This is a genomic window from Xylophilus sp. ASV27 (assembly GCF_016428875.1).
Lineage (GTDB): Bacteria > Pseudomonadota > Gammaproteobacteria > Burkholderiales > Burkholderiaceae_C > Xylophilus.
The window spans coordinates 12,553-29,756 of sequence record NZ_JAELTO010000009.1; the positions used below are offsets into that span (position 1 = coordinate 12,553).

Consider the following 17,204-nt stretch of genomic DNA (forward strand, 5'->3'; position numbering starts at 1 on the left):
ATGACGACCTCGAAGACGGCCGCCGCACGGTCCAAGCTGGGCGGCATCGTTCTCATGCTGGCGGCCTGGCAACTCTTCGCCATGCTCAGCGACACCCGCATGTTCCCGGGCCTGGACGCGATCGGCCTGCAGCTTATCGCCCTGATCTCCAGCGGAGAACTGCTGGACGCTGCCGGGTCGACCCTCTCCAAGGGAGCCCTGGGATTGGCCATCGCCACCGGCCTGGGTTCCGCCATCGGCATGGCCTGCGCACGCAATCGGGTGATTGATGCGGCGCTGCATCCGATCATCTCCTTTCTATACCCGGTGCCCAAGCTGGCGCTGTATCCCGTCGTCATTCTCGTGTTCGGACTGGGCGCCTCATCCAAGGTGGTTCAGGTCGCGCTGGAATGCTTCTTCCCCCTCTTCGTGCAGATGTACGCGGGAGCACGCTCAGTGCCCAAGAACATGGAGTGGCTGGCGGCCAATAACGAACTGAGTGGGCCGCGTTTCGCCGAAGACGTGCTTCTGCCGACGATGCTGCCCTTCCTCCTCACCGGCTTGCGCGTGGCAACGCCCATCATGCTCATCGTCATGTGCGTGACCGAGTTCGTGGGGGAATCTCGCGGGCTTGGAGCGCTGATTGTCCAGTACTCATCCTATTTCGACACCGCCTCTGCCTTCGCGGTCGTCATGTTCTTCGGTCTGCTCGGATTGGCCGCGGATCGCCTGATTGTCTTTGCAAGAACCCGTCTCGTTCATTGGGAGCGAGGCGGTCAACTTTGATCCAAGGAGTCAACATGAGTTTGCAAGAGCGCGACGTCGTGATCGTCGGCGCAGGATTGGCGGGGTTGTCCACCGCCGTGTTTCTGGCACTCAATGGCGTGCAGCCGCTGCTGGTCGAGCGCAACGCCTCGACGTCGGTGCTTCCGAAGGCGCGAGGGCAAAACCCCATCACGATGGAAGCCATGCGGGTGGCAGGCGTGACCGATGCCATCATGGCCGCAAGGCCACCAGGACGCCCTGGCATCACCTCGAAGGTCTCCGAGAGCATGACCGGCAAGGTGTTCTACGACCACGTAGCGCATCGGCCGGACTTCTCGAAGTTTTCTCCGGAAGTTCCTGGCATGGCCAGCCAGGCTCGCGCCGAAGAGGCCTTGCTGCGCAAAGCCCTGGAGCTCGGCGTGGAGGTGTGGTTCGAGTGCGCATGCGAGACCCTCGTTGAAGACATCGACCACGTCGATCTGCAACTGCGCCGGCTCCCTTCGGATGAGTTGACGAAGGTGCGCTCGAAGTATGTCGTCGCGGCCGACGGAATTCGTGGCGGCATCGCCGCGCAACTGGGCATCGGTTCGCATGGATTGGGTCATCTGAAGTCGGTGACCGCGGTGCGCTTCAATGCCGACCTGTCGAAGTGGGCAGGCGACAACGCCATGACAATCCACTACGTCAAGAACCCGCAACTGCCAGATGGGTCAGGCATTCTCGTGAGCACCGACTACACGAACCAATGGGTAGCGAACTTCTCCGCCGATTCCGCACGGGAGATCGAAGCGACCAGAGCTTTGATCCGCCTTCTGGTGGGGGTGCCGGACCTCGAATTCGAGATTGCCGGAGAGACTACCTACAACTACTCGCACCGCATTGCCGACAAGCTGTGCACGTTGCGCGTATTCCTCACCGGCGATGCGGCACACGTGATGCCGCCTACCGGTGGACAAGGCGGAAACACCGCCATGCAGGACGGCTACTACCTCGGTTGGAAGCTGGCACATGTCCTTAAAGGACTGGCCGGACCCGCGCTCTTGCAGACCTATGATGCAGAGCGCAAGCCCTACGCCGAAATCGTGTGCACGTGGCAAGCGGCCAATCTTGCGGAGCGTCGTGACATGAAAAACCTCGCGGCTCTGACGGGCGAGCCGATCGACCACGCCAAGATGATGTTCGGCTATGTCTGCCTGGAAGGCGCACTGGTTCGTGATGCTGCGGACTCTGTGCCCACCGCGGCAGATCCCTTCGAGGATCCTGCACGCCCCACCGGCTCGCCCGGGGCGCGTGTGCCCTATGTGACGCTGTATGCGGCTGGCGTGCCGATGAGCACTCGGGGCCTGCTAGGGCAGCACTTCCAGATCTACACATCGGATGCAAGCTTCGCCGAGCAAGCCGCGTCGATGGCGCGAGAACTTGGGCTGGAGCAGAAGGTCGTGGTGGTCGACTCGGTCGAGCCGCTCGGCGCGCGCCGGAATCAGAGCGTGCTGGTGCGGCCGGACGGGATCGTGGCTTGGCGCGGCGCTGCTTCACGCAGCGCGCTTTCGAACGCGTACCGCCAGATTCTGGCGCGCCAGTAGCACGGGCCTTCCATGTCCAGAATACTTGTGACCGGAGCGTCCGGGCGAATAGGACGCCACGTGGCACGCCGGCTGCGCGCGCAGGGCCATCCGCTGCGCCTGTTGGCTCGCCCGGAGGAAGCCGAAGGGCTCTTCCGATCTGAATGCGATGACGTCGTTGCGGGTGACTTCAACGATCCGCACTGGATGTCGCAGGCCTTTGACGGGGTGGACGCGGCCTTCATGTATGCACCGGCGCCAAGCGCGAGCGCGGCGGTGTTTGCGGCGGCTCGGGCTTGCTCCGTGCAACGGATCGTGATGCTTTCGTCGGCTTCGGTCGTCAAGGCACCACCCGGCCCGAATCCAATTGCCGAGCGGCATCGGATTGCCGAAGCGGCGGTGAAGGCCGCGGGATTCGAGTTCACCTTCATCAGGCCGGACACCATGGCTTCGAACTGCCTGCAATGGGCGCGAAGCATCCGCGAGGAAGGCCGTGTCTACACGGCGTGCCCCGACTCGATGCGCAATCCGGTGCACGAGGATGACCTCGCGCTGCTGGCCGCGCTGGCGCTGGAATCGAACGTGCACATCGGGCGCGCCTATTTCGTCACCGGCCCGCAGGTACTGCGCGTGCGAGATCAGTTGGACATCATCGCGGAACAACGGGGCACGGCAATCGGGTGCATTTGCATCGAAGAAGAGGAAGCGATGACGCGCAGCATGCAGGCTCAGCCCGGCATGTCGCGCCTCGCTGCACAGCGATTGCTGGACTACCTGAAGAAATCGGTGACCGTCAGGCCGGACGTCAGCGATGAGTTCCTCGAAGCAACGGGCCGCGCTCCCCGGCCCTTCGTCGAATGGGTCCGAGATCATCTGAACGCCTTCCGCAGTTCAACTGAGGTTTCAGACGGTACAGCCAGTCCTCTCATGAAGCGAGGTGTGTCATGAAACTCTGAAGCCCCGGCTCCGCTCCATTCGCGTCAACCCGTCGGATACCGCCGTAGGTGTGTGCGGGGTGGTCGCACGCCCCCAAAAGTGTGTTGGGCCTCAGCCCTCACGGCAAGGCTTTGCTCGGCCCAAAAAACGAAAGAGAGACAAATGAAACTGCAACGCGCGCTGAGTGCCGGCGCACTCGCCATGATGGTCACACCGCTTCACGCCCAATCGAATGTACAGCTGTTTGGCATCGTGGACACGATGCTGTATCACAAAGAGCTTGCAAGCCAGCCATCCGCCCACTCGGATCGACTGGATGGCGGCGGTATGAACACTTCGTTCGTAGGGTTTCGCGGCACGGAGGACTTGGGCGGTGGATTGCGTGTCCGCTTCGAGCTCAGCTCATTCTTCCGCAGTGATACGGGCCAGTTTGGTCGAAGCGATTCCGATCCATTCTTTTCTCGTTCGAGCTGGGTTGGCCTCCAAGGTGGGTGGGGGTCATTCAGCATGGGGCGCCAGACAACCCTCAGCTTCACGAACATGTGGAAGCACAACGCCTTCGGTGCTTCCTCCTCGTTCAACCCCAGCTTCTTGCACAACTATCTTTCCAGCGTCACGCAGCCCCTGTTGACCGGCAGTGGAGCAACTGACTCAGCCTGGAACAACGCCATAAGCTACGAGACGCCCGACATTGGCGGGATGAGCGGTTCTATCCACTATGCGCCGTCGGAATCGAGCACCGCCGGCAGGCGCGCCGGGGCATCGCTTTCGTTCACGCGCGGCGCGTTTTCCGCAGGGTTGGTCGGGGAGCGTATCGACAGTATGTCGCTCAACTACGCAGCGCCGCCCACAGTCGCGCTCATGCGCGAGTCGCGGCTATGGAATCTGGGGGCATCGTACGACCTCAAGTTCATCAAGCTATACGCCCAGATGATCAGTACACGCCTGAGCAGTCCCACGAGCGATGTTGATCTCGACACGGTAACCGTCGGAGGCGCGCTGCCAGCAGGTCCAGGCAAGATCCTCGCCTCCTATGGTCAGACATCGAGATCACAGACCCGGCAGGCGGAGGTGAAGCGCCGGACCCTTTCGCTGGCCTACGACTACAACTTGTCGCGACGCACGGATCTGTATTTCGTCTTCATGCATGATGCGTTGACCAGCACGTCGAGCGGCAATGGATATGCGGCAGGCATTCGGCATCGCTTCTAGGCGGCGCATCCACAAGCGCGGCGAGGCGTTCATTGAAGGCTGCTCGCGGGGTGCAAAAATTAGAATTCACCTCGATCCCAATTCACACCCATGGTCCCCAAGAAACAAGAGCAGTTGCCTTCGGAAGGCGCAGGCCCGATGAGTGAGGAGGCGCCGCCGCCCGCAAAAGACCCCTACTGGGTCGACGCCCTGGCGCAGGGGTTGGCCGTTTTGCATGTTTTCGATGGCGATCGACCTGCCTTGACGCTGTCCGAGATAGCCGCAAGCCTCGGCTGGAGCAGAACCAAGCCGTTTCGTTTCGTGCACACGCTTGAGAAGCTGGGGTACCTCGCGCGTGACGAATCAGGGCGGGCGTTTCGCCTGACGAGCAGATCGATGCAGTTAGGCTTTGCATACCTCAGCCGTGTCCCACTGGTCGAGCTGGCGCAGCCGGTTCTCGATCGGCTGCGCACGCAGGTGGCTGCATCGGCCCACTTGGCAATCCTAGAGAGCAGCGAAGTGGTGTACATCGCCCAGGCGAGGGTCAAGTTGCCCACGGCGATCAACATCCATGTGGGGTCGCGCCTACCGGCCTACGCTACGTCCATTGGGCGCATCCTGCTTGCCCACCAGTCGGAGGATGCACTCGACGAGATCATCGGCGCGCAGCCACTTCAAGCGCACACTGCGAAGTCAACGGTAGACCCCAAAACCCTTCGGCGCAACTTGAGGCAGGCGCGCGAGCAAGGCTTCATCTTCAATGACGGGGAATTCCAGGAAGGCATCCGATCAGTGGCGGCAGCCATACTGGATGCGCGCGGAAATGCCGTTGCCGGAATCAACGCAACCGCAACCTCCTACGTGTTCGATGACGAAACAGTCGCGACCGTTGTAATTCCAGCCGTGTGCAGCGCCGCCATGGAATTGAGTCGTTCACTCGGTTTCGCTGAGCGCGACAAGGAAGCCGGGGCCCTGCCTCACGCCTGAGGCAGGCCTTCACTGGCGAGCTATTTGCTCCCTCAGAAGGGCACCCATGATGGGCGCACAAAAAAGGGCCCGCATTGCTGCGGGCCCAACATCCAAAGGAGACTCTCGCTACAAAAACTCTTGCAGCGCTGGCACTGCAGCAAGGGCCGTGCCAGCGCGCCGCGCGTCAACGGTTGTAGGCCGTTTCGCCGTGAGACGTGATGTCCAGGCCTTCGCGCTCGGCTTCTTCCGAGACACGCAGACCGACGACCAGATCGACGATCTTGTAGGCGACGAAGGACACTACGCCCGACCAGATGATGGTCAGCAGCACGCTCTTGACCTGCACGAAGACCTGGTGGCCCATGGCGAAGTCCGCCGGCTGGGTGCCGCCCAGGCTGGGCGCGGCAAAGACGCCGGTCAGGATGGCGCCGATGATGCCGCCCACGCCGTGCACGCCGAACACGTCGAACGCGTCGTCCGCGCCCAGCATCTTCTTCAGGCCGCTCACGCCCCACAGGCAGACGATGCCGGCGATCAGGCCCAGCACGATCGAGCCCATCGGGCCGACGAACCCGGCTGCCGGCGTGACGGCCACCAGCCCCGCGACGGCACCGGAGGCGGCGCCCAGCATGGAGGCCTTGCCGCGATGCAGCGCCTCACCCACGATCCAGGACAGCGTTGCAGCGGCCGTGGCCAGCACGGTGTTGACGAAGGCCAGGCCGGCCACGCCGTTGGCGGCGCCCGCCGAGCCGGCGTTGAAGCCGAACCAGCCCACCCACAGCAGCGAGGCACCGACCATGGTCAGCGTCAGCGAGTGCGGCGTGAAGGCTTCCTTGCCGAAACCCAGGCGCTTGCCCAGCATGTAGGCGCCCACCAGGCCGGCGACACCGGCATTGATGTGCACCACGGTGCCGCCGGCGAAGTCCAGCGCGCCGTCCTTGCCCAGCAGGCCGCCGCCCCACACCATGTGGGCGATGGGCACGTAGCTGAAGGTGAACCAGATCACCGAGAACAGCAGCACGGCGGAGAACTTGATGCGCTCGGCATAGGAGCCAACGATCAGCGCCACGGTGATGGCCGCGAAGGTGCCCTGGAACGCGACGAAGACGTATTCGGGGATCGTCGGCAGCGCTCCGGAGAGCGTGTCGGGGGCGATGCCCTTGAGGAATATCTTGTCCAGGCCGCCGAAGAACGAGCCCTCGCCCGCGAACGCCAGGCTGTAGCCGTAGATGGCCCACAGGATGGAGATCAGCGAGAAGATCACGAACACCTGCATCAGCACCGACAGCATGTTCTTGGAGCGGCCCAGGCCGCCGTAGAACAGGGCCAGGCCGGGGATGGTCATCAGGATGACCAGCAGGGTGGAGGTCAGCATCCAGGCGGTGTCGCCGGAGTCGAGCTTGGGCGTGGGCGCAGCGGCCGGCGCCTCGGGCGCAGCGGCGGCAGCCGCCGGGGCCGGCGCTGCAGGCGCTTGGGCCGCAGGCGCGGCCGGCGCGGAGACGGACGGCGCGGCCTCGGCCGTCGGCGTCGGTGTCTGCGCCACGGCCATCGAGCCGCCTGCGATCAGGCTGGCGCCGAGCAAAAGGGAGGCAAGCAGTTTTTTCATGTTTGTGCTTCTTTCGTCCAATGCGGGTTCAGAGGGCCTCGCGGCCGGTCTCGCCGGTGCGGATGCGCACCACCTGCTCCAGCGCGTACACGAAAATCTTGCCGTCGCCGATCTTGCCGGTGCGCGCAGCGCCTTCTACGGCCTCGATGACGCGCTCGACCAGATCGTCGGAGACGGCGGCCTCGATCTTGACCTTGGGCAGGAAGTCGACGACGTACTCCGCGCCTCGGTAGAGCTCGGTGTGGCCCTTCTGGCGGCCGAAGCCTTTGACCTCGGTGACCGTGATGCCTTGCACGCCGATGGCCGACAGGGCCTCGCGCACCTCGTCGAGCTTGAAAGGTTTGATGATGGCGGTGACGATTTTCATGGGCTGGATCCCCTACGGGTGAAGCGCTGTCAGAAGCTGTACTTGATGCCCGCAACGACGCCGTTGCGACCGGTGAATTTGCCGTTGGGCGCGACGTAGCCGGCCTTCTCGGCATCGGTGCCCACCAGGGCCACCGTGGCGGACAGGCCGTTGCCGAAGTCCTTGCCCAGCGTCAGCGAATAGTCGGTGTACGAGTAGAAGCTGTTGTTCTCCACGCGCTGGTGGCCGATGTGCGGCACCAGCGAGAAGCCGTTGCCCAGGTCGAAGGTGGCCGACAGGTCGAGATAGCCGCTGTTCTTGCTGTCGGCGAAGCCGAACAGGTTGGTCACGCTGTGCGAGTACTTCAGCGTGGCCACGCTGTAGGTCAGCGCGCCGTAGATCTCGGTGGTGTTCGGGCTCACGGCCAGCTTGGCGCTCGGGTACTGGTAGCGCAGCACGCCGAAGTCGTAGCCGAAGTCCTTGTAGGTGTTCTTGTAGCCGCCGTAGAAGTCCAGCTCGGCGTCGGCGTCACCGCCCGCATCCTTGATCCACTTGATGGAGGAGCCCCAGGTGCCCACGTAAAGTCCGCTCTTGTGGGCAAAGTCGATGCCGCCCTGGATGGCGGGGTTGAAGCGGCTCTGCGAGATGCCGCGATAGCGGTATTCGGTCACCAGACCCGCGTTGAACGAGAGCGTGTAGTCCGGCTCCGGCGCGGTCTGCGCAAACACGGTGACAGAGGCGGCGGCGGCGGCAAGGGCCAGCAGGGTTTTCTTCATGACTCTTCTTCTCCAAAAAAATGGGGCCGTGACAAATTGCCACAGCAACGGCTGCACGAACTGTGCCAACTGTCCATCGTGGCACCAAGCGCCTGCCTCGCGCATAAAGAAAAGGAAGAAAACGCACCACAAGGACGCAGACAAAACGTAAACGGCGTTTGCAGAGCCTTCAATTGCACCTTGAAGGTGCGCAGTAGCCGACATCGCCCCAGTATCGGGCCTGAGCGCACAACGGCGGGTCGCGGCGCGCCGGCGAGCGCCGCCGCAGCACAATGGAGGCGCTGTTACACGGAGGAACCTTTCGTCATGGCCATCGCCACCGTTCAGAGCCGCGCATTGCAGGGCCTCGAAGCCACGCCCGTCACCGTCGAGGTGCATCTGGCCAATGGCCTGCCCAGCTTCACGCTGGTGGGGCTGGCGGACGTGGAGGTCAAGGAGGCGCGCGAGCGCGTGCGCTCCGCGCTGCAGAACGCAGGCCTGGACTTCCCGCACAGCAAGCGCATCACCGTGAACCTGGCGCCGGCCGACCTGCCCAAGGACTCAGGCCGCTTCGACCTGCCGATCGCGCTGGGCATCCTGGCCGCCAGCGGGCAGGTGGACGCCGGCCGACTGGCGGGCTGGGAGTTCGCGGGCGAGCTGTCGCTGTCGGGCGAACTGCGCCCGGTGCGCGGCGCGCTGGCCATGGCGCTGGCCACGCGGCGCAGCACCAATGTGGCGCCCCGGCTGGTGCTGCCCCAGGAGAGTGCCCTGGAAGCGGCGCTGGTGCCGGGCCGCGAGGTCTATGGCGCGCTCCACCTGCTGGACGTGGCCCAGCGCTTCCAGCCCGCGCCGGCCGCCGGCACCGCCCTGCCCGACGAGGGCGGCTGGACCCGCGTGCGGGCAAGCCCTGCGCCCAATGGCGCGCCCTCGCCGGACCTGGCCGACGTCAAGGGCCAGGCCGGCGCCCGGCGCGCGCTGGAGATCGCCGCGGCCGGCCAGCACAGCCTGCTGATGGTCGGGCCGCCGGGATCGGGCAAGTCCATGCTGGCGCAGCGCTTCGCCGGCCTGCTGCCGGACATGACGCTGGACGAAGCACTGGAGAGCGCCGCCATCGCCAGCCTGGCCGGCCGCTTCCTGCCCGAGCACTGGGGCCGGCGCCCGACGTGCAGCCCGCACCACTCGGCCAGCGCCGTGGCGCTGGTGGGCGGCGGCTCGCCGCCGCGGCCGGGCGAGATCTCGCTCGCGCACCATGGCGTGCTGTTCCTCGACGAACTGCCGGAATTCCCGCGCGCCGCGCTGGAGGCGCTGCGCGAGCCGCTGGAGACCGGCCAGATCACCATCGCACGGGCCGCGCGGCGGGCGGAATTCCCGGCGCGCTTCCAGCTCATCGCGGCGATGAACCCCTGCCCCTGCGGCTACCTGGGCTCGCCGCTGCGCGGCTGCCGCTGCTCGCCCGAGCAGGTGGCGCGCTACCAGGGGCGGCTGTCCGGCCCGCTGCTCGACCGCATCGACCTGCATGTGGAAGTGCCGGCGCTGCCCCCCGAGCAACTGTTGCAGGCCGGCGCCGCCGAAGCCACTGCGCCGGTGCGCGCGCGTGCCGCCGCCGCACGGGCGCGGGCCATGGCACGCCAGGGCATGCCCAACCAGGCGCTGCAGGGCCAGGCGATCGACACCCACGCCGCGCCGGACGAAGGCGCACGCCAGTTCCTGCAGAAGGCCGCGGCGCGCCTGGGCTGGTCGGCACGCAGCACGCACCGCACGCTCAAGCTGGCCCGCACCATCGCAGACCTGGCCGCCGCCGACACGGTGCAGGCCGCGCACGTGGCCGAGGCGATGCAGTACCGGCGTGCGCTGCATGCGCGCTGACCACGCCCTCGGCATCCCCGCGCCGAACGCCGGCGCCACCATCTGCGCCCCAAGTTCGCCGCGCCAGGCCTGACCGCTTGCTTCAGGCTGGGCCATTTGGGCAAAATCGAGTGGGGACTGCACGCGAGTCCTTGCATTGCAATGGCGATCGGGTTGGCACACTGCCTGCTTATCGACCGGCATGCGCCGCTGGCACGCAGCGGCTTCTCAGCCCGCAACTCACCGATTGGAGTTTCCATGCCAGAGCCCACAGTGTCCCGGCGCCGCGTTGTGGCGAGTCTGTCGGTCGGAATCACATTGCCGCTGATCAGCGCCCGCATCTGGGCCGCCAGCGGCAAGCCCAAGGTGGCGGGCGTGCATGCCTCGCCGGTCGAGAACGCCTGGAACTCGCGCCTGCACGAGGCGCTGAAGCAGGCCGCGCAGGAGGGCAAGATCGACTACGTGTTCTCTGAATCGGTCTCCAACACCGACTACCCGCGCGTGCTGCGCGAGTACGCCGAGGCCGGCGCCGTGCTGATCGTGGGCGAAAGCTACGGCGCCGAGCGCGACGCGCGCGCCGTGGCCAAGGAATACCCCAAGGTCAACTTCCTGATGGGCTCCAGCGGCGGTCCGCAGGGCAGCAACTTCGGCACCTTTGGCACCTGGAACCACGAGGCCGCCTACCTGAGCGGCGTGCTGGCCGGCCACATGACCAAGACCGGCAAGCTGGGCGCGGTGGGCGGCTTCCCGATCCCCGAGGTCAACCGCCTGATCAACGCGTTTCGGCTGGGGGCCTCCGAAGTCAAGACCGGCCTTGTGTTTCAGAGCGGCTTCATCAACACCTGGTTCGATCCACCGAAAGCGCAGGAATCCGCGCTGGCGCAGATCGACGGCGGCTGCGACATCCTGTTTGGCGAGCGCATAGGCACCGCCGACGGCGCCAAGATGCGCGGCAAGCTGGCCATCGGCTCCCTGCTCGACTACATGCCGCGCTATCCCGGCACCGTGTTTGCCAACGCGATGTGGTACTTCCGCCCCACGCTGGACGCGGCGCTGGCCGACACCGCGGCCGGCAAGCCCGTGGGCAAGGACTACAGCCCGTTCAGCATGATGGCGCAGGGCGGCAATGACCTGACCTACGACAAGAAGCTGATCCCCGCGCCCGCGCTGGAGCAGGTGCTGGCCAGGCGCGCTGCCATCAAGGCGGGCAGCTTCAAGGTGCCGGTCAACGACGCCAAGCCCACCTGATCCATGCCATTTCGAGAAGCGGACTACGCCAGTGCGGATGCCTCCGCGCTGGCGCAGGCGGTCGCGCGCGGCGAAGTGACGGCGCAGGCACTGCTCACCATGGCCTGCGAGCGTGCCCAGCGCCTGCAAGCAGCCCTGGGCGCCATCAGCCAGTTTGCCGAACCCCTGGGGCGGGCGGCGATTGAACAGCTACCGCATGGCGCCCCCTTCGCCGGCGTGCCGCTGGTGGTCAAGGATCTCGGCGCGCCGCTGGCCGGCCTGCCGACGCTGGCCGGGTCGCGCGCCTTGCGGCAGGCCGCGCCGGCCACGGCGGATGGCGAGCTGATCGCACGCCTGCGCGCCGCCGGCTTTGTGCCCTTTGCCAAGACCACGGTGCCGGAATTCGGCCTGAGTCTGGCGAGCGAGCCGCTGGTGGGGCCCGCCTGCCGCAACCCCTGGGCGCCGGCCTTCAGCGCGGGCGGCTCCTCGGGCGGCGCGGCCGCAGCCGTGGCGGCCGGCATCGTGCCGGTGGCGCATGCCACGGATGCGGGTGGCTCGATCCGCATCCCGGCGGCCGCCTGCGGCGTGCTCGGCCTGCGGCCCGGGCGCGGCGCGATTGCGCGTGGGCCCGATTACGGCAATGTGTTTGGCAACCTGGCGTCCGAGTTCGTGATCACGCGCAGCGTGCGTGACAGCACTGCGGTGTGGCACTGGGCGACTCGTCAACCGGCACCGATGCGGTTGCCGCTGCTACGGCCTCAGCGCATTGGCTTGCTGCTGCAAGCCCCCCAAGGCGTGGCGGTGGACGCTGAATGGCGCGCGGCGGCCAGCAGCGCGGCTGCCATTCTGGCATCGGCCGGGCATGCCGTGCATCCGCTGTCCGCGCCACGACTGCAATCGGTATGCGCAGACGCGGCAAGCGCCTTTGCCACCTATGCCTGCCGCAGCGCGGCCGCCGCAGTCGAATGGCTGGCGCCGGCGCCGCAAGACCTGGAGCCGATCACCTGGGCGGCGGCCCGGCGCGGTGCCGCGCTGACTGCGGGCCAGCACCAGCTGGCCGAAGTGGCGGTGGCGCGCGCCACCGACGACATGGCGGCCTTGTTTGACGAGATCGACGTCCTGCTGACCCCCGCTCTGGCGCGTGCGCTGCCCGGCATCGGCACGCTGCGCGCCGATGTCCATGATCTGGACCAGCACCTGGCGCAGTTCGACCACTACGCGCCGTTTGCGGCGCTGGCCAATGCGTCGGGCTGCCCGGCCATCTCCGTGCCGCATGGGCGCGATGCGCGGGGGCGGCCACTCGCCATACAGATGGTGGCCGCGATCGGGCAGGAGCCCGCGCTGCTGGCACTGGCCCAGCGGCTGGAGACGGCGCACCCCTGGCCCCTGGTGGCAAGCGTATGAGCACCCCTGCCCTGGTGCTGCAAGGCATCACCAAGCGCTTTGGCGACCACCATGCCAACCGCGACATCTCGCTGCAGCTGGGCAGGGGCGAGGTGCTGGGGCTGCTGGGCGAGAACGGCGCCGGCAAGACCACGCTCATCAACATCCTGTTTGGCCACTACGTGGCCGACAGCGGCACGGTGCAGGCCTTCGGACAGGCGCTGCCGCCCGGCTCGCCGCGCGCGGCGATCGCGGCCGGCATTGGCCTGGTGCACCAGCACTTCACGCTGGCGCCCAACCTCACGGTGCTGGACAACGTGATGGCCGGCACCGAATCCCTCTGGCGGCCAGCCACGGCGCGGCGTGCCGCACGCGAGGCGCTGCGCGCGCTGGGCGAGCAGTTTGGCCTCGGCGTGGACCCGGATGCGCGCGTGGCCAGCCTGTCGGTGGGCGAGCGGCAGCGGGTGGAAATCCTGAAGTCGCTCTATCGCAAGGCGCGCGTGCTGGTGCTGGACGAGCCCACCGCGGTGCTGACGCCGCAGGAGTCGCTGACGCTGTTCGACACGCTCAAGCGCATGGCGCGGCACGGGCTGTCGGTGATCCTCATCAGCCACAAGCTCGACGAGGTGCTGCGCGTGGCCGACCGCGTGGCCATCCTGCGCGCTGGCGAGCTGGTGGCCGAGCGCGCCGCCAGCAGCATGGACCGCGCCAGCCTGGCCGAGCTGATGGTGGGCCGCCGCGTGCAGCGCCCCGCGCGCCAGGCGCTGGCCGCGGGTGCGCCGGTTTTCGAGATGACCGACGTGGGCCTGCACGACAAGCGCGGCCAGGCGCTGCTGGAGCAGGCGCGGCTGCTGGTGCCGGCGCGCCAGATCGTGGCCCTGGTGGGCGTGGCCGGTAACGGCCAGCGGGCGGTGATCGACCTGGCCTGCGGCCTGGCCGTGCCGGGCAGCGGCCAGCTTGCGCTGCACGGCCGCGCGGTGCGGCGCGCGCGGGCCAAAGGCCTGCATGCGGCAGGCGTTGCCCGTATCCCGGAAGACCGCCACGAAGAAGGCGTGGTGGGCGAGCTGCGCCTGTGGGAGAACGCCATTCTGGAAGACCTGGACGATCCGCGCTTCGTGCGCTGGGGCTGGCTGCGGCGCCGCGCGGCGCGGCGGCAGACGGCGGCGCTGATACGCGACTACGACATACGCTGTACCGGCCCGGAGCAGCGCACCGGGCTGCTGTCCGGCGGCAACATGCAAAAGCTCATCATCGGCCGCGGCCTGGTGGCCGAGCCTAGCTTCATCGTCGCCTGCCAGCCCACGCGCGGCCTGGACGAAGGCGCCGTGGCCGAGGTGCACGCCCGCCTGCTGGAGGCACGCGGGCGCGGTGCCGGCGTGCTGCTGGTGACCGAAGACCTGGACGAGGCCCTGGGCCTGGCGGATCAGATCGTGGTGATCCAGCGCGGCCGGCTTTCCGCACCGATGGCCGCGCCCTACGACCTGCAACGCATCGGCCTGATGATGCTGGGTGAGTCGAAAGAGCCCCATGCGCATTGAACGTCGCGAGCGCGTGCCAGCCACGCTGTGGCTGGCCGGCGGTGTTGGCGCCTGCCTGCTGCTGCTGGCGCTGGGCTCGCTGCTGATCCACGGCGCCGGCGCGCCGGTCTTGGCCAGTTGGCTGGCGCTGCTGAAGGGCGCATTCGGCTCGCGCCTGGCCATCAGCGAGGTGCTGACGCGCAGCACGCCACTCATCCTGACCGGCCTGGCCTGCGCCGTGGCGTTTCGCGCGCAGCTGTGGAACATCGGCGCCGAAGGCCAGCTGTATGCCGGCGCGCTGACGGTCGCGGCCCTGGGCAGCGGCGCGCTGAGCCTGCCGTCGTGGCTGCTGCTGCCCACGCTGCTGCTGGCCGGGGCCGCAGCCGGCGGCGCCTATCTGCTGGGCCCGGCGTTGCTCAAGCGCTTTCTGAATGTGGACGACGTGGTCACCACGCTGCTGCTGAACTTCGTGATGGCACTGCTGGTGTCGCTGCTGATACAGGGGCCCATGCACGACCCGCTGTCCATGGGCTGGCCGCAGACCGCGCCGCTGGTGGATGACGGCATGCTGCCCCGGCTGATGGCGCAAAGCCGCCTGCACGCGGGCCTGCTGATCGCGCTGGCCTGCGCGCTGCTGGTGGCCCTGGTGGAGGCGCGCTCGTCCTTCGGGCTGCAGCGCCGCGCGGTCGGGCTCAATGCCAAGGCGGCGCGCTTTGCCGGCATATCCACCACGCGCATCGCCATCTGGACTGCGCTGTGGTCGGGCGGCCTGGCCGGGCTGGCCGGCGCGGTCGAGGTCATGGGCCTGCGCGGCTATGTCACCGGCGACCTGTCGCCCGGCTTTGGCTACACCGGCGTCATCATCGCCATGCTGGCGCGCCTGCATCCGGGCGCCGTGCCGCTGGCGGCCTTTGTGGTGGCCGCCGTGTTTGTGGGCGCCGACGCCATGGGCCGCGCCTTCAACGTGCCGAGCTACATCGCCGATGTGATGGTGGCGCTGTCACTGTTCGTCATGCTGGGCACCTCCTTCCTGCTGGGCTACCGGATCAAGAAATGAGCGAGTCCTTGAGCATCCTGCTGACCACCGCCTTGTGGGCCGCTGTGCTGCGCATTGCCACGCCGCTCATCTTTGCCATGCTGGGCGAGCTGATCTGCGAGCGCGCCGGCATCGTCAACCTGGGCATCGAAGGCATCATGACCGTGGGGGCGCTGACGGCCTGGTACTGCGTCTACGCCGGCCATGGCCTGTGGACGGCATGGCTGATTGCCGCGCTGGTGGGGGCCTCGTGCGGCCTGTTCCACGGCGTGTTCTCCATCACCATGGCGCAGTCGCAGCACGTGACCGGCCTGGGCGTGACCTTGCTGGCGACCGGGCTGGCGTCCTTCGTCTACCGCACTGCCGTGCCGAGCAAGGCCACGCCGCCCACCATCACCGCCTTTGCCCCCCTGGACCTTCCGTGGCTGGGCCACCCGCTTCTGGCGGCCACCGCCCCGACCTACCTGGCGCTGGCCCTGGTGGCGCTGGTGGCCTATGTGCTCTGGCACACGCCGCTGGGGCTGGCGATAAGGCTGGTGGGCGAGCACCCGCAGGGCGCACAGGCGCAGGGCATCAACGTGGTCGCCGTGCGCTACGGCTGCCTGGCCGTGGGCAGCGCGCTGATGGCGCTGGGCGGCGCATTCTTGACCACGGCCGCGTTCAACAGCTTCGTCATCAACATGGTGCAGGGGCGCGGCTGGATGGCGCTGGCGCTGGTGGTGTTTGGCGCCTGGCGGCCCGGCCTGGCGCTGCTGGGCGCCCTGCTCTACGCCGGCTTTGACGCCTACCAGTTGCGCCTGCAGACGCTGTTCCCCGGCATCCCCTACCAGATCTTCCTGATGGCGCCCTACTTGCTGGCGATTGCCGCCATGGTGCCCATGGCGCGCAAGGCGATTGGGCCGCAGGCGCTGATGCGGCCGTTCGTGAAAGGCGAGCGCTGAGTAGACGCCGCGCCAGCGATGGACCTGTTCAGCATTGCCCTTGACTACTTCTTGCGAAACGCAACCCATGCCGCCACCACGGTGAAGCTGACCACGATGCCGATCACGATCCAGAAGCCGTGCGGATGTTCTGCCAGCGGGATGCCGCCGACGTTCATGCCGAACAGGCCAGCCAGGATGTTGATCGGTAGCGCCAGCACCGTCACCACGGTCAGCACGAACAGGCTGCGGTTGTTGTCCTCGTTCACGCTGGCGGCGATCTCCTCCTGCAGCAGCTTGATGCGCTCCTGCAGCGCCGACATGTCGCGCAGCACCACCGAGAATTCCTCGCTCGACTCGCGCAGCCCCTGCACGGCCTCTTCGTCCAGCCAGTCGGGCGGGTGCTGCAGCAGGCGGAACAGCGCCGCCGGCTCGGGCGCGAGCAGGCGCTGCAGGCGCACCAGCAGCCGGCGCAGCACGCCCAGCCGGGCGCGCTTGAAGGCCAGGCGGCCGGCGAGCAACTCGTCCTCGACCTCGTCGATGCGCCGGGTGACGCCGCGCACCACGTCCACCAGCACGTCGGCCTGGGCGCGCAGCAGCCGCTCCAGCAGTTCGGCGCTGGACTGCAGCGCTTCGCCGCGCCGGGTGGCCAGGCGCAACTGGTCGACGGCGCGCAGCGGGCGATGGCGCGCGGTCACCACCAGGTGCCGGTCCACGCCGATCCAGAGCGTGGACAGGTCCGAGGGCTCGAAGGAGAAGTCGAAATGCACGTCGTTGACCACCGCCACCAGCGCATCGTCCGCGCGCTCGATGCGGGTGGAGTGCAGGCCGTCGCGCAGGGCTTCGAAGAAGGGCTCGGGCAGGCCCGCGTGGCGCCGCAGCCAGCGCTCGGCGGCGGCATGCGCGAGGTTGAAGTGCAGCCACACGAAGCCGGGCGCCGGGTCGTCGCGCGGGCGGCCGGCCAGCCACTGCGCGGCGGCGGCCGAGTCGATCTCCTGCACCGCGCCGCCGGGCGTGAAGCGGTAGCCGCAGATCAGGCCGGCGCTGTCGGAGCCGTACACCGGCAGGGCGGGATCGAGAAGAGGGGAAGGCGCGGGCATGGCGAAGTCCCGCATGCTGCCGCGGCGGCGTGACAGGGCGGTGACAGCCGAGCGCCACCTGTCACAT

The 17,204-nt window shown here is 67.5% G+C and carries 15 protein-coding genes; 11 read left to right on the forward strand and 4 right to left on the reverse strand.

Annotation, left to right across the window (positions count from 1 at the left end):
* The 5 genes from JHD63_RS03525 to JHD63_RS03545 all read left to right on the forward strand — a co-directional run bounded on the left by JHD63_RS03525 (position 1) and on the right by JHD63_RS03545 (position 5,420).
* A complete protein-coding gene (locus JHD63_RS03525) occupies positions 1-765 on the forward strand; it encodes an ABC transporter permease (protein ID WP_198969273.1) in 765 nt (254 codons plus the stop codon).
* Between the two features lie 14 nt (positions 766-779).
* On the forward strand, positions 780-2,327 hold the full coding sequence (locus JHD63_RS03530) for an FAD-dependent monooxygenase (protein WP_198969274.1): 1,548 nt from the start codon (positions 780-782) through the stop codon (positions 2,325-2,327).
* 12 nt (positions 2,328-2,339) lie between these two features.
* Positions 2,340-3,254 carry an SDR family oxidoreductase gene (locus tag JHD63_RS03535; RefSeq protein WP_233167555.1) on the forward strand — a complete coding sequence of 305 codons (915 nt, stop codon included), beginning with the start codon at positions 2,340-2,342 and terminating at the stop codon, positions 3,252-3,254.
* A gap of 150 nt (positions 3,255-3,404) precedes the next feature.
* Positions 3,405-4,454, forward strand: coding sequence for a porin (locus JHD63_RS03540; protein ID WP_198969276.1), 1,050 nt, complete (start codon positions 3,405-3,407; stop codon positions 4,452-4,454).
* A gap of 90 nt (positions 4,455-4,544) precedes the next feature.
* Entirely contained in the window at positions 4,545-5,420 is an 876-nt protein-coding gene (locus JHD63_RS03545; protein ID WP_198969277.1) for an IclR family transcriptional regulator, read from the forward strand.
* A gap of 166 nt (positions 5,421-5,586) precedes the next feature.
* On the opposite strand, the gene amt is transcribed toward JHD63_RS03545, so the two are convergent.
* The 3 genes from amt to JHD63_RS03560 are packed head-to-tail and all read right to left on the reverse strand — an operon-like array spanning position 5,587 to position 8,130.
* A complete protein-coding gene (amt, locus tag JHD63_RS03550) occupies positions 5,587-7,008 on the reverse strand; it encodes an ammonium transporter (protein WP_198969278.1) in 1,422 nt (473 codons plus the stop codon).
* Between the two features lie 28 nt (positions 7,009-7,036).
* A complete protein-coding gene (gene glnK, locus JHD63_RS03555) occupies positions 7,037-7,375 on the reverse strand; it encodes a P-II family nitrogen regulator (protein WP_198969279.1) in 339 nt (112 codons plus the stop codon).
* A gap of 29 nt (positions 7,376-7,404) precedes the next feature.
* On the reverse strand, positions 7,405-8,130 hold the full coding sequence (locus JHD63_RS03560) for a TorF family putative porin (RefSeq protein WP_198969280.1): 726 nt from the start codon (positions 8,128-8,130) through the stop codon (positions 7,405-7,407).
* Positions 8,131-8,436: 306 nt separating this feature from the next.
* Between JHD63_RS03560 and JHD63_RS03565 the strand changes: the two genes are divergently transcribed.
* From JHD63_RS03565 to JHD63_RS03590, 6 genes are all read left to right on the forward strand, one after another.
* Complete coding sequence (locus tag JHD63_RS03565; protein ID WP_198969281.1) at positions 8,437-9,975, forward strand: YifB family Mg chelatase-like AAA ATPase; 1,539 nt, start codon at positions 8,437-8,439, stop codon at positions 9,973-9,975.
* A 297-nt stretch (positions 9,976-10,272) separates the two neighbouring features.
* Positions 10,273-11,202 (forward strand): BMP family protein, encoded by a 930-nt coding sequence (locus tag JHD63_RS03570; protein ID WP_233167557.1) that lies wholly within the window; start codon positions 10,273-10,275, stop codon positions 11,200-11,202.
* A 3-nt stretch (positions 11,203-11,205) separates the two neighbouring features.
* Positions 11,206-12,585, forward strand: a complete 1,380-nt coding sequence (locus JHD63_RS03575) for an amidase (RefSeq protein ID WP_198969283.1) — start codon at positions 11,206-11,208, stop codon at positions 12,583-12,585.
* On the forward strand, positions 12,582-14,102 hold the full coding sequence (locus JHD63_RS03580) for an ABC transporter ATP-binding protein (protein WP_198969284.1): 1,521 nt from the start codon (positions 12,582-12,584) through the stop codon (positions 14,100-14,102). Before JHD63_RS03575 ends, JHD63_RS03580 begins: the two co-directional genes overlap by 4 nt.
* A complete protein-coding gene (locus tag JHD63_RS03585; protein WP_198969285.1) occupies positions 14,092-15,138 on the forward strand; it encodes an ABC transporter permease in 1,047 nt (348 codons plus the stop codon). The genes JHD63_RS03580 and JHD63_RS03585 overlap by 11 nt, the downstream gene beginning before the upstream one ends.
* Positions 15,135-16,058, forward strand: a complete 924-nt coding sequence (locus JHD63_RS03590; RefSeq protein WP_198969286.1) for an ABC transporter permease — start codon at positions 15,135-15,137, stop codon at positions 16,056-16,058. The genes JHD63_RS03585 and JHD63_RS03590 overlap by 4 nt, the downstream gene beginning before the upstream one ends.
* A 44-nt stretch (positions 16,059-16,102) precedes the next feature.
* Here the strand turns inward: JHD63_RS03590 and JHD63_RS03595 are convergent, their stop codons facing one another.
* A complete protein-coding gene (locus tag JHD63_RS03595) occupies positions 16,103-17,137 on the reverse strand; it encodes a transporter (protein WP_198969287.1) in 1,035 nt (344 codons plus the stop codon).
* Positions 17,138-17,204 lie beyond the last annotated feature (67 nt).

Coding starts and splice junctions, on each gene's coding strand:
- JHD63_RS03525 (WP_198969273.1), top strand. CDS start 1: ATGACGACCTCGAAGACGGCCGCCGCACGGTCCAAGCTGGGCGGCATC.
- JHD63_RS03530 (WP_198969274.1), top strand. CDS start 780: ATGAGTTTGCAAGAGCGCGACGTCGTGATCGTCGGCGCAGGATTGGCG.
- JHD63_RS03535 (WP_233167555.1), top strand. CDS start 2,340: ATGTCCAGAATACTTGTGACCGGAGCGTCCGGGCGAATAGGACGCCAC.
- JHD63_RS03540 (WP_198969276.1), top strand. CDS start 3,405: ATGAAACTGCAACGCGCGCTGAGTGCCGGCGCACTCGCCATGATGGTC.
- JHD63_RS03545 (WP_198969277.1), top strand. CDS start 4,545: ATGGTCCCCAAGAAACAAGAGCAGTTGCCTTCGGAAGGCGCAGGCCCG.
- amt (WP_198969278.1), bottom strand. CDS start 7,008: ATGAAAAAACTGCTTGCCTCCCTTTTGCTCGGCGCCAGCCTGATCGCA.
- glnK (WP_198969279.1), bottom strand. CDS start 7,375: ATGAAAATCGTCACCGCCATCATCAAACCTTTCAAGCTCGACGAGGTG.
- JHD63_RS03560 (WP_198969280.1), bottom strand. CDS start 8,130: ATGAAGAAAACCCTGCTGGCCCTTGCCGCCGCCGCCGCCTCTGTCACC.
- JHD63_RS03565 (WP_198969281.1), top strand. CDS start 8,437: ATGGCCATCGCCACCGTTCAGAGCCGCGCATTGCAGGGCCTCGAAGCC.
- JHD63_RS03575 (WP_198969283.1), top strand. CDS start 11,206: ATGCCATTTCGAGAAGCGGACTACGCCAGTGCGGATGCCTCCGCGCTG.
- JHD63_RS03580 (WP_198969284.1), top strand. CDS start 12,582: ATGAGCACCCCTGCCCTGGTGCTGCAAGGCATCACCAAGCGCTTTGGC.
- JHD63_RS03585 (WP_198969285.1), top strand. CDS start 14,092: ATGCGCATTGAACGTCGCGAGCGCGTGCCAGCCACGCTGTGGCTGGCC.
- JHD63_RS03590 (WP_198969286.1), top strand. CDS start 15,135: ATGAGCGAGTCCTTGAGCATCCTGCTGACCACCGCCTTGTGGGCCGCT.
- JHD63_RS03595 (WP_198969287.1), bottom strand. CDS start 17,137: ATGCCCGCGCCTTCCCCTCTTCTCGATCCCGCCCTGCCGGTGTACGGC.